We start from the raw sequence: 12,419 nt of genomic DNA, 5'->3' as shown, positions 1-12,419 counted from the left end.
GATATATGGGGAAAACTGTTAGTACAATCGCTAAAAACACAGGTATTCTTTTTTTATCTAGAATTATCAGTAAGTTGTTTGGTTTTTTTTATTTGATATATACTGTGAGATATTTAGGTCCTGCAAATTATGGTATTCTAGCATTTGCCTTGGCTTTAAATGGGATATTTAGAGTTTTGATTAATTTTGGAATAGATCCTTTATATGTCAGAGAAATAGCAAGAAATAAAAAATTAGCTCCTAAATATTTAGCTAATGGCATAGTATTGAAAACTTTACTAGGAGCACTAACATTTTTGATTATTGCATTAATAGTTAATTTCTTGGAATATCCTTATACTACCGTTATGGTTGTATATATTATAACGATAACATGGATTGTTGGAGGTATTATAAATTTATTTGTAGATTTATGTAACGCATTTGAGAAAATGGAGTTTGTAGGTATGGGGCAAATCCTTCAAAGTATATTGTTCCTGGTATTTACTATTATAGCAATAGTATTAAGATTAGATGTTATACATTTTGCATTTATTTATATTATTGTATATTTAATTATACTAGGATATTATGGAACGATAATTACTCTTAAGTTTATAAGAATCACTCTAGAGGCAGATTGGAGTTTATGGAAGTACATAATAAAAGATGCGTGGCCATTTGCACTGACTTCCTTTTTTGTTGGTGTGTATTATTATACAGATTCAATTATGTTATCTTTCATTAAGAGTAATTTTGAGGTAGGAATATATAATGCAGCTTATAAATTATCAATTACAGCTTCATTTATCCCTTTTGCATATCTTACTTCTATATACCCCCGAATATCTATGGAATATAAACGCAATCATAACAAATTTGAGAAAATGTCACTATATTCAGTATATATTATGGGATTTTTTGGAATGATTATAATGATTTTAGGATACTTATTAGCACAACCCTTAATAATAATCATATATGGCTATAAATATATAAATTCTATACCCATTTTTCAGATTCTTATTATATCTATAGGTATCGGTTTCCTCACGCAAACTTTCGGTTATTTATTAAATGCATCGAACAATCAAAAGTTAGAGATGTATATAATGCTTGTTGGTATACTTTTAAATATAGCATTAAATTATGCATTGATCTCTATTAAAGGAGCTGTGGGTGCAGCGTTTGCTACCTTAATTACGAGAATTTTTCTGTTGATAGTAAGAGGATCCATTTTAAAGAAAAAGAAAATAATAACATCATATAAAATAAGTAGAAAAGATTTACGGCTAATTAAACATATACTAACGTTAGATTGGAGGAGGTTATGATGAAAAAGCAAAAGTTTACAATAACAATTGTAAATTGGGCAGGTGTAAACACAGGAGATGATGCAATATTTGTAGCGTTAATGGATGAAATCCAAAAGATAATGAAAAAAATATCTACTGATATAGAATTTTTTATTTTGACGGATAATGATATAAGAATTAAAAATATCTACAGTAAGGAATATGCTATCAAAGACACACTTCGCATATTTGAATTTTATAAATTAAGAAATATACTGAAGGTTATAAAAATTCTTCAAAAAAGTGATGTTATTATCTATGGAGGAGGGGATTTAATAAATGGAAATTTCCAAAGTATATCTTTCCTTGGTCTAGCAAAACTTATGGGAATACCTGTTTTTTTGATAGGGATAGGTGCAACCCACATAAATTCAAAATTTTTATCTTTTATTACCACTGTAGTATTAAATCATGTTGATATTATTACTGTTAGAGATAGAGATTCTAAATATAACTTAAAGAAATTGGGTGTTATAAAACCCAAAATTTATTTAACTTCGGATATTGCTTTTTTACTCAATTCCGCAAATAATAAAAATAAATTAATATATAATTATATTACTAATATTAATAGTAAGAAAATCATAATAGGAATAAACCTCCGGGCCTACGATCCAATGTATTCTTATTACTCGATTTGGGATGAAAATCATATTATAAAAGAATTTTCAAAGATATGTGATTATTTAGTTGATAAATACAATGCTGAGATAATTTTCCTTCCTATGGTGCTAAAGAATAGAACACTGCCATATTATGAAAATATATTAAGTGATGATGATATTTATATGAAAATATTTAAACTCGTTAAATATCGGGGTAATATAAAAATAATAAAAGAGGATTACAATCCTAAGGAATTTATCGAATTTTTAAAGCAATTAGATCTAGTAATCGCAATGAGGTTACATACTTTGCTTTTAGCGTCACTTGCTGGAGTTCCAATAATTGCAATCAGTTATGCTCCTAAAGTTTCCTCATTTATGCATGATTTAAATCTTTTGGATTATACAATTCCAATTTTTGAATTGAGAAAAAGGAAACTTATAGATATGATTCAAAAGGCGCTTAATAATAAATCATCCTTTACTTTCCCTCCATTTAAACAGATAGAAAATGCTAAGCTAAATACAAAAATACTTGAAAAAAAGCTATCTCAAATAAAATATAAACATTTTAAAAGAAGAACTCTTGCCCCTCTTTTAGGAATACCTATAATTATTTTTTTAAATTACATATTTCTAATTATTTCTAAGATTATTACTTTAAAAGGTAAAAAGAGGTGGTTTAAATAATAATCACATTTATTCTACCAAATGTTGGAATTTCGGGAGGAGTAAGGGTCATTCTGGAATATGCTAATCGTTTATCCGAAAGAAAACATGAGGTTTATGTAGTTTATCCTATAGTTCCCCCCATATTCATTTCAAAATCAAAAGCAAAGGCAATTCAGAATAAAATTATAGGTGCATTAGTTAATCTGAAAAAAAGTAATAAAATTGGGTGGTTTAACTTAAAATCTAATATAAATATAATAAGAATACCTACCATAAACCCAAGATATGTGAATATACTTAAAAGTAGAGTTCCCGACTCTGACATTATAATAGCCACCTCTTGGGAAACTGCATATTTTGTTAACAATTTACCAAAAGAAAAAGGGGAGAAATTTTATTTTGTTCAGCACTATGAAATATGGGATCTTTGGAGCAACTTGAGCTGCTGGGAAAAAGCTATAAAAATTGAGAAAGATGGTATAAGGCTCCCTCTTGCAATGACATATGTTTCCCCAGAGAAACCGTATATTAAAAAATTTAAAGCTATGGTGGATTATAGCTACGTTCTACCATTGAAGAAAATAACCATATCTTTATGGCTTAAAAATCTTTTAGAGCAACGTTTTAAACAGAAAGTTTATGATGTTATACCGAATGGTATTAATTTTGATATATTTTATTGTAGTAAAAATGAAAAAAATTGGAATTCTGAGAAAAAAATTATTTTAATGCCATATCGTGGAATTAGGTGGAAAGGCGATGAGGATGGCATTTATGCTCTTAATAATATACATAAAAGATATGGCCATAAGGTAGAAATATGGCTGTATGGACCAAAATCATCTCATTTACCTCAATGGATTAAATTTTTTGAGAGACCTAACGATGAGAAATTGAGGGAATTATATTGCAAAGCTCATATTTTTGTAGCCCCAAGTTGGGTCGAAGGATTTTATTTGCCGCCTTTAGAGGCTATGGCTTGTAAATGCTCCGTGGTTACTACTAACGTAGGTGCAGTACCCGATTACGTAATTCCTGAGCAAACTGCAATTGTTGTCCCTCCCAGAAGTCCTCAAAAAATCGAGGAAGGATTAAGTTATTTGCTTGATAATTGGAGCATTGCTAAAAGAATTGCAGAGAATGGATATAAATATGTAAGACAACTAACTTGGGAAAAAAGTGTGGATAAATTGGAAAGATTATTTAAAAAGGTAATTACGGAAAAGATTAAATGAAATATTTCCTATTAGCAGAAAAATTTTTACCTTGCGAAGTATTGTAGTTGAAATATGTTATTAAACACATACCACCTAAATGGAAAAGTCTAATGTGACATACCATCTGAATGTTAAGTAGGCATATATAATTTACTAATAAGGGGTGATTAAAAAGGTGTGAAATATGACAAATAAACGTTTAAGAAAACCTAAAGTTTCTATAATAATTTTAAATTGGAATGGATGGAGAGATACTATAGAATGTCTTGAGTCAGTATATCAATTGGATTATCCTAACTATGATGTGGTTGTTGTTGATAACGCATCCACAGATGATTCAATTCAGAAAATTAAAAAATATGCAAAAGGGGGACTTCCGGTAAAATCCAAATTTTTTAATTATAATCCTACTATCAAACCAATCAGTGTATTTGAAATAGATGAAAACGGGTTTAATTATTTTAATTTGAAGGAATATGAAAGAATAAACCCAAATAAAAGAATGATTGTGATTAAGAATCATCAGAATTATGGTTATGCAGGAGGAAATAATATTGGTATAGAATTTGCGTTACACTACCTAAACCCAGAATATATCTATATTTTGAATAACGATGTGGTAGTTGAGAAAAATAATTTAAAAGAACTTGTAAAAGTCTTTTCAATAGACACAAAAATAGGATTTGTAAGTCCAATCCAGCTTTATTATGATAAGCCAGAGATAGTAAATAATACCGGAGCGGAGATTATTTTTTCTAAGGCAAAATCGACACATCTTAATAATGGGATTAATATTTCGAAAGTTCATATTTCTACAAAAGAAATCCCTTCACTCAGTGGTGCAGCAATGTTGGTAAAAAAAGAGGTATTCAAAAAAGTTGGAGTGTTAAATGATTTCTTCTTTCTTTACTGGGAAGAAACAGAATTTATATTTAGAGCGAAAAAATTTGGATATAAAGCATACATGTGTGGAAGAACAAAAATTTGGCATAAAGTATCTGTTTCTACAAAAAAGATAAACTTAACTGTACTTTATTTTGATAACAGAAACAGAATAATTGTGAGTAAGCAGTATGCAAAGAATAAAGAGTTATTTTTATTGTGCTTATATCTTATTTATGAAATTATTAAATTTGCGTTGTCATCTATTGTGAAATATCATTCGATAAAAAGATTTTTTGTTTATATACATGGTATTTTTTCAGGTTTGATCTTTTAACGAAAAAAATTTAGGAAGATATCCTAAACCCTACTATCCTTAAGGTAACAATATTTTACTTATGAAAGCTTCTCTTCTTTACTAAATCCTCATATATCCTTATAATATCAGTGGATATCTTATTCCAATCATATTTTTTTGCCTCAATTCTACAGTTTTTACTCATATAATTTCGTAGTTGTGGATCCTCTAATAATTTGGTTATATTTTCTATAAAAGATTTTACATCACCATAATCACTTAAAAATCCTGTCACCTCATTTTTCACAACGTATGGAACACCTCCCACATTAGTAGCCACTATTGGTTTGCCTGCAGCCATAGCTTCACAAAATGCAATCCCTTGGGACTCTTCCTGCGAGTGAAGTATGAATATATATGCTTTTTTCAAATGTTCTATTAAAAAGTTTTTAGATTTATTTGGATAGATAAACACAGTGTTTTCCAGTTTAAATTTCTTTATTAGAGCTCTTAATTTTTTATAATATTCTTTTTGCTCTAGACTATTCATAGCTCCTATAATCTCATAATGGATCTCTGGAAATCTATTTTTTAATTTTGCTATTGCTTGGATAGAATATTCATATCCCTTACGAGGAGAAATAACTCCTACAGATAAAATATCTCCAAAGATTGGTTGATCTTCAATATTGAAAAATATTTCATTTATTCCTTGGGGCACTACAAATACTTTTTTATGATTAGTAAAAGGGAGCTTTTTCTTTACATATTCTGTATCTACAATTATGAATTTTGATAAAATTAAAATTGTATATTCTACAAAGGAATGAATAATAAATTTTATAAAATTTTTTAGGTTTTTATTTAACACAAATCTATTCTTATGTTCGATACTGACAATGCCATGAATAGTCACCACAAAGGGGATTCCCTTAATCAGGAGATATAAAATAGTAAATAAATTGAGTAAGCTGCTACCGTGTAAATGTACTATTGTAAACTCTCTATTTTTCAACACTCCTAGAATATCCTTTAGTCTGAATGCATACAAAAGTTGCCATCTATATGGATTTGATATATATTTAACTTCTATATCATTCTCCTTTTTATAAAAATCTTTTTCACTGTTAGGAGAGATTAGAGAGATTTCAATTTTATTTTTATATCTTTTCTTGAGTGCATGTACTAATCCATACACAGCAGATTCGATCCCCCCTTTCACGATTCTTTCATTTGTAGGATATTTTCCAATGATCATAATTTTCAAAGGTGCACCTCCACAGAGATATTTATATCCTTCATTTATTTTAATCTTATTGATTATCCAACTATTTTATATACATATATCTCATCCCCATAATTTTGAGAGTATATTAACTGAAATTTTCCACTTTTTTCTAGAGCGTTTTTAAAATCTATTAATATTTGTGGCATATTACTATACCCTCCACAAGGTGGATTTATGTTCATATTTACAAGTTTTCCACCATAAACATTAATTATTAAAAGAGAGTTGTTACTATTCTTCATAAATTTATATAATGAATCTATGTCTTTGTTTTTAAATAATGTATCCAAGAAAATGGCAATATTACTAACTCTGTAGCCTCCACCAGGGATGGGTCCATAAGGGGGAAAGGTATCCGTATATACGTGAGAGCCTATGAGAAATTGAGTGTGTAACCCAAATAATACGGCCCAACCAAGAGTTGAAGGATCTGAAATGAGTTTTTCATTAGGATAATTTGCCTTTATATAAACAAAAGCAGTATATTGTTGATATGTTATATCTGGCGGTCTAATATAAAACCCTGTAATACCCATAGCAATTCTAGGGGCCAATAAAATGAATAGTATAATAAAGAATATAAACTTTTCACTAAAAATCTTTTTTTTATTAAAAGACCTTTTATGTATAATTAACATTATACCCAGCAAAAGAATAACTATCAATATAAAGCCATATATTATATATAATATATATCCATTACTAATTATTGGGAATGTTACCCTTGTGGGTAATGTTCCAGATACTGCTCTTTGTATATATCTTTGTATAGGTGGATCTAAAGGATAAAATAATAAAGATATAGATGCTAATCCATAAAGGTAATATAAAGAGAGCTTATTTTTATCTAATATCTTATAAAGACGTATCAATACAAAAGATACAGATATAGCAATGAAAAAAAGAGAATAATCTGCAGCTCGCCACATTATAGTTGGGACTATAATTGAAATACCCATAATATAAAGTGATACAAATACGAGTATTACAAATAATGAGCTTAAATATATCTTAGGAAAAATTTTTAGATATTTTATTTTATTAATTAATAGTAGTAAAGAAACAGCAAATGAGGGGATTGTCTCCCATCCAACATAATTCATAAAGTATCCGCGGGTAATAGATATTGGGGAATTTGCATAATAAATAGTATCTAATCTGATAAGTTTAGATATGATAGCTTTGAACTCGATGAATGGAAACAAATAAATTAAAAAACTGAATAAAAATATCAATATAACTATGGAAATTCCTATGGATATTGATTGACGAGCAAAATTTTTTTTGCTTTTACTTTTTTTAGATGATATGAATAACGTTAACATATAAAAAATTATAATAGAAACCAGGATAATAGATGAAGAACGATGTACTATAAAAATAGATAGAATAAAGAAAATAGAGATAAATCCAAATTTTTTATTTTTTATTTTTTCCATTATAGTTAAACTTAATAATAAGGAAAAGAATAAAATTATAGCTAAATTCACCTCCTGTCCAAATTGTATAGACATTAAAAGTGCGCTAGGATATACACTAACTACAATAAATGAAGATAATATCGCCGCTTTATGGCTTCTAATTAATTTGAGTGAGGTTATATATGTTAAAAAAATAATAATTACAAAAATAATTAGGGTATGAAGTCTTGCAACTGAATAAATATTATATCCACTTAACTTTGTCTCTAATTGTAACAATATGGGCAGTCCTAAAGGAAAGCCATCTTTATCATACAATGATTTAAAATTTATATGTTGGGATTTACTTATTATGTTTAAAATATCGCTTCCCCATAAAAAGTATTTAGAGAAAAATATGGCACCATATATAATTATGTAAAGTATAAGTAAGCATATAAACCATTTTTCATTTTTACTGAGAGTCATTGTAGATTCTTATAATTCAAACCTTTATTTTAATCTTTTTATATCGAGGGTAAGTTGCAACCCCAGAGAAAAATAAAATAGGAGAGATAAATAAAGGATGAGCAGGAAATTAGAGTTATACAAGATTGTGAAGATAGGGTTGAAAGCGCTAAAGAGAGCGAATATTCCACTTTACTGGAGCAAGTACTCTAGGAAAGATTATACAATACGCCAGCACATTATGCTGATAGTGCTGGCAGAGTATGCAGGAAGCATAGAAAGAATGTTCCAGATAGTGCGAGAAATGAGAAAGATAAAGAGAGCAATGAAATTGAGGAAAATCCCACACAAAAGCACAATTTCAAGAGAGTTGAGAAGAATACCGGGACGATGGATTCGCGTTGTGCTAAGGGAAGTAGTAAAGATAGTAGGAATACCAAGTAAATTTGCTGTAGACTCTACAGGTATTCAAATTTATTATCGTTCATATTACTACACACAGCGAATCGGAAGGAAAGCGAGAAGAGAAGGATTGAAATTGCACGCTGCTGTGGATATTGATTCAAAGCTCATTACCAATGCAATAGTTACAAAATGGCACGCTAATGATTCTCCGTATCTCATCCCTCTTTTGGAGAAAGAGAGAGTAAAAGAAGTGTATGCAGATAAGGGCTATGATTCTCTACGCAACATACGATTTGTAATAGAGCAAGGAGGAACTCCATACATCGCAATCCGTAATAAAGCAAGAAGAGGATTGCGAAGGAGGTTGTTAGAAAAGAGCAAATCGTCAGAGTGGAAAAAGAAGTATTCGCAAGAAGGGGGCAGAGCCCCCTTTCTAAACCCACAATCTGTTTTTCACTCATTCAAAAGAATTGTTGGCGATTACATATTCGCCTATTCTTTCTCTGTTGCTTCTAAACTCCTCCTATTTAAAGTTCTTGCCTATGATCTCTATGTCTAATTCTTTCTTATTTTTATTCTCCTTTTTTCATGTTTTTCGAGGAATTCAACTTGCCCTATATCGAAGATAATTTAGAAGGTTGCCAAGTTCGTAAAATTCTTTTATTTATATCATTTCTTTTTGCATATAATGCCAAAGATTTAGGTATTATAAATGAAAACCTTTAAACATTATTTTAAAATAATCTATTGTATGAAGAGGTTAGCGTTTATTGTAGGCGTAGCAAGAACAGGATCTCAGTTGATAAGATACATACTTAATGAATGGTCCCCACTCTATATATGTGATGAAATTCATTATATTCTTCCTTGGTGGACTTTTAAAAAAGATGTAAAATCGCATGTAGATAGTATTAAAAAACATCATTCTCTTGATGTAAATAAACTTTTGAAACTTTTTTATTCTGGAAAAATGTACGGAAATTTTTGGAAAGATGAATTGCCAGAGATTGATAGAAAAGTTTTAGAGAAATTGCTTAGGGGCTGTTCTGTGCTTACAGATAAATGTATTTTAAAAAGCTTAATTTTATCAAAATCTTTATCTCTTAACAAAGAAATAGCGGGAGCAAAATTTCCTGTCAACATTACCTATGCAGAGAAACTTGTTAACTGGTTTCCAGAAGCAAAAATACTACATCTAGTAAGGGACCCTCGAGCTATTTATGCCTCTATGGTAAAAAAAGATGTGAAAAAAATGAAAAATAAAGGAAATTTCAAAAAAGCAATTATATATTATTATAGACTCTTATATTTAATTCAACAATATAAGAGTGCAGCTAGTTTTCATAAAAAACATAAGAGTGATGCAAATTATTTATTAATTCGATACGAAGATCTGATTATTAATCCTAACCACACTCTTAAAAAAATATGTGATTTTCTAGGAATAAACTTTGTAGAAGAAATGGTGAATCCTCCGGTAATTGACTCATCATATGCACAAACCAAAAAGAAAAGAGGGATAGATAAGAACGCACTTTGGAGATGGAAGAAAACAGTTCCACCTATAGTCTCTGGCTTAATTTCTATAGTTCTTAGAAAGGAGATGAATCTTTTTGGATATCAAGAACTCAAAATAGAGTAGTAGAGTTCTATTGTTTCCTTGCTTATATTTTCCCAGCTGAATTGTTTTGCATACTCTAAAATTTTACTTTTATCCCACTCTTCATCCAGTGCTATAGAAAGTTTCTTGGCGAGATCGGCAGTGTTTTTTGGCTCGGTCAACAGTCCATAGTCCTCAGAAGTTATTATCTCTGGTATTCCTGCAACTTTAGAGCCTATAAATGGCACTCCACAACCCAGCGATTCAAACATCACGGTAGGATTTCCCTCATCAAGTGTGGGAAGTACAAACACATCTGCAGCCGCTATATATCTAGCCACATCCTCATCAAGAGGGATCTCTCCTATGAATTTTATATACTTTTCTAATCCTCTTTTTTTAACTTCGTTCCTCAAATCTGTTTTGAGTGGACCATCACCAATAACAATAGTGAAAAAATCATCTCGTTTCTTCCTAAGAACATCTACTGCATTTATGAGGTATATATATCCTTTTCTTGGGATTAATCTCCCTACAGAAACAATCATTTTTTTATTTGTGGGAAGTTTTAGCTCCTTTCTTATCTTTTCCTTTGGCATAGGTTTGAAAACTTCAGGATCATATCCATTTGGAATAACATGCACTTTACCTTTAAATCCAAATGCACGCATTTTTTTAACATTATCTTGAGAGACTGTAATAATAGCATCGGCACTTTGAAGTACCCATAGAACCTTATTTTCCAGCTTTTCATCTATAAATGGATACTCTCTAATTTCATGAGCGTGGGCAGTAACTACCAAGGGTTTTTCATATTTTTCTGCAATTTTTACAGCAACACTTCCGGCAGGATGTGCAAAATGGGCATGGATGAGATCAAATTTTATATCATTTTTTCTGATTATTTTATCAACCAGCGGATAAGCGAAACTATCTTTTTTTCTCAGAAAAAAAGTACCTTTCCCAGTCAGGTATTTTGCAAAATATACATGTACGTTATCATACTCATAATTTTTGGCAATAGCATCTTTATACCATCTTGGATTACTCATTCTCTTAGCTATGAATTTTGGGAGCCAAGGATTAAGAGAAATAACATAAACATTTTCAAAGTATTTTTTTTCATATTTAATTAATTTCTTAACGAAAGATGCAGAATATGGATCTTCTTGATGAGGATATCTATCACTGATAACCAAAAGATTCCTCATTTCTTCCACCATTTCTCCATATCCTCATATTTTATTTCTTTACCAAGTAATGAATTAAACTTCGCTTTTACTACCCATTTGGTAACTCTCCACAGATCCTTTCTTATGGCAGGAGAAGCGCTTCCAATCATCCAGCAATTCATAGTACAACTTCTAACACGTTCTCTCATCTCCTTTGCTTTCTCGCTTCTCCAAATTTTATCGAAAGTTTCCTCTTTAATATTGCCTATCACAAAATCCATAGCATTACAGGGTCTAACATTTCCGTAGGGATCTACATAGAACAGATCAGTACCTGCACCACAGGGAAGCAACCTAGGATTGCCATAAATTCTATTAATAATACCATAGTTGAAAAATGCCCTATACCAATTTTTAACTCTATGAGTTTTCAGTAATTTATTGATGAGAATCTCAAAAGATTTAGCCACTTCATTTTGATACTCTATTTTATTATCAAATTTGTGGAAATAGAAAGAGTTATGAAGCACTGCAGTGGCAAACTCCCAGCCAGTAGCTGCAGCTAAAGTATACAGCTCAAGCATATCTTTGTGATTTAGATCTGATACCGTAATCCCAAATCCAATATCTTTAAAACCCATCTCATGAAGTTTTAGTAAGGTTCTCAATCCATGATCAAATCCATTAAGTAACCCTCTTAATTTATCGCTAACAGCGGGTAAACCCTCTAAACTAACTCTTATTCCTATATCTGGAAACTCCTCAGCTATTTTTACAATTCTATCTGTAAAATAGCCATTTGTGGAAATTACAAGTCTCTTTGTTTTAGGACGAAGAACGCTAATGATATCTCCCAAATCAGTTCTAATAAAAGGTTCCCCACCAGTGATATTTAATGATCTCATCTTCTTTTTATCACCAGGTAAAGAGACTAAGTCATCAGCTTTGATTTCATCCTTGGGATCTGAGGGATGTTTCCATATGTTACACATATAACATCTTGCATTACACCTATAGGTGACTGCTACTATGCCCTCAGGAGGGTCCTTTACAGTGTAACTCATAGAAATAAGGTAAA

General features: G+C 30.2%; 10 protein-coding genes. 6 read left to right on the top strand and 4 right to left on the bottom strand.

Annotation, left to right across the window (positions count from 1 at the left end; genetic code table 11):
• The first annotated feature begins 5 nt into the window (after nucleotides 1–5).
• From ABOO_RS01315 to ABOO_RS01300, 4 genes are all read left to right on the top strand, one after another.
• Nucleotides 6–1,313 carry a flippase gene (locus ABOO_RS01315; protein ID WP_008084482.1) on the top strand — a complete coding sequence of 436 codons (1,308 nt, stop codon included), beginning with the start codon at nucleotides 6–8 and terminating at the stop codon, nucleotides 1,311–1,313.
• Complete coding sequence (locus ABOO_RS01310) at nucleotides 1,313–2,629, top strand: polysaccharide pyruvyl transferase family protein (RefSeq protein ID WP_008084409.1); 1,317 nt, start codon at nucleotides 1,313–1,315, stop codon at nucleotides 2,627–2,629. Before ABOO_RS01315 ends, ABOO_RS01310 begins: the two co-directional genes overlap by 1 nt.
• Before the next feature lie 269 nt (nucleotides 2,630–2,898).
• Nucleotides 2,899–3,846, top strand: a complete 948-nt coding sequence (locus tag ABOO_RS01305; RefSeq protein ID WP_008084457.1) for a glycosyltransferase family 4 protein — start codon at nucleotides 2,899–2,901, stop codon at nucleotides 3,844–3,846.
• A 166-nt stretch (nucleotides 3,847–4,012) separates the two neighbouring features.
• Nucleotides 4,013–5,047 carry a glycosyltransferase family 2 protein gene (locus tag ABOO_RS01300; RefSeq protein ID WP_008084375.1) on the top strand — a complete coding sequence of 345 codons (1,035 nt, stop codon included), beginning with the start codon at nucleotides 4,013–4,015 and terminating at the stop codon, nucleotides 5,045–5,047.
• A gap of 55 nt (nucleotides 5,048–5,102) precedes the next feature.
• Here ABOO_RS01300 and ABOO_RS01295 read toward each other — a convergent pair whose 3' ends face one another.
• Both ABOO_RS01295 and ABOO_RS01290 read right to left on the bottom strand, forming a co-directional pair.
• Entirely contained in the window at nucleotides 5,103–6,266 is a 1,164-nt protein-coding gene (locus ABOO_RS01295; RefSeq protein ID WP_012997085.1) for a glycosyltransferase family 4 protein, read from the bottom strand.
• Nucleotides 6,267–6,328: 62 nt separating this feature from the next.
• On the bottom strand, nucleotides 6,329–8,185 hold the full coding sequence (locus ABOO_RS01290) for a hypothetical protein (RefSeq protein WP_008084328.1): 1,857 nt from the start codon (nucleotides 8,183–8,185) through the stop codon (nucleotides 6,329–6,331).
• Between the two features lie 97 nt (nucleotides 8,186–8,282).
• On the opposite strand from ABOO_RS01290, the gene ABOO_RS01285 reads away from it, so the two are divergent.
• Together ABOO_RS01285 and ABOO_RS01280 are read left to right on the top strand one after the other, a co-directional pair.
• On the top strand, nucleotides 8,283–9,128 hold the full coding sequence (locus tag ABOO_RS01285; protein WP_008084512.1) for a transposase: 846 nt from the start codon (nucleotides 8,283–8,285) through the stop codon (nucleotides 9,126–9,128).
• 192 nt (nucleotides 9,129–9,320) lie between these two features.
• The gene (locus ABOO_RS01280) at nucleotides 9,321–10,211 is read left to right on the top strand and encodes a sulfotransferase family protein (RefSeq protein WP_008084501.1); all 891 of its coding nucleotides are present in this window, start codon (nucleotides 9,321–9,323) and stop codon (nucleotides 10,209–10,211) included.
• Here the strand turns inward: ABOO_RS01280 and ABOO_RS01275 are convergent.
• Both ABOO_RS01275 and ABOO_RS01270 read right to left on the bottom strand, forming a co-directional pair.
• Nucleotides 10,190–11,392, bottom strand: coding sequence for a glycosyltransferase (locus tag ABOO_RS01275; protein ID WP_236614158.1), 1,203 nt, complete (start codon nucleotides 11,390–11,392; stop codon nucleotides 10,190–10,192). The genes ABOO_RS01280 and ABOO_RS01275 overlap by 22 nt on opposite strands.
• On the bottom strand, nucleotides 11,377–12,405 hold the full coding sequence (locus tag ABOO_RS01270; protein WP_012997084.1) for a radical SAM/SPASM domain-containing protein: 1,029 nt from the start codon (nucleotides 12,403–12,405) through the stop codon (nucleotides 11,377–11,379). Before ABOO_RS01270 ends, ABOO_RS01275 begins: the two co-directional genes overlap by 16 nt.
• Nucleotides 12,406–12,419: the final 14 nt, after the last annotated feature.

It is taken from the genome of Aciduliprofundum boonei T469, from assembly GCF_000025665.1.
Taxonomy (GTDB): domain Archaea; phylum Thermoplasmatota; class Thermoplasmata; order Thermoplasmatales; family Aciduliprofundaceae; genus Aciduliprofundum; species Aciduliprofundum boonei.
The sequence above is the reverse complement of the archived record's forward strand: the minus strand, read 5'-3'. Positions and strand labels throughout refer to the sequence as shown.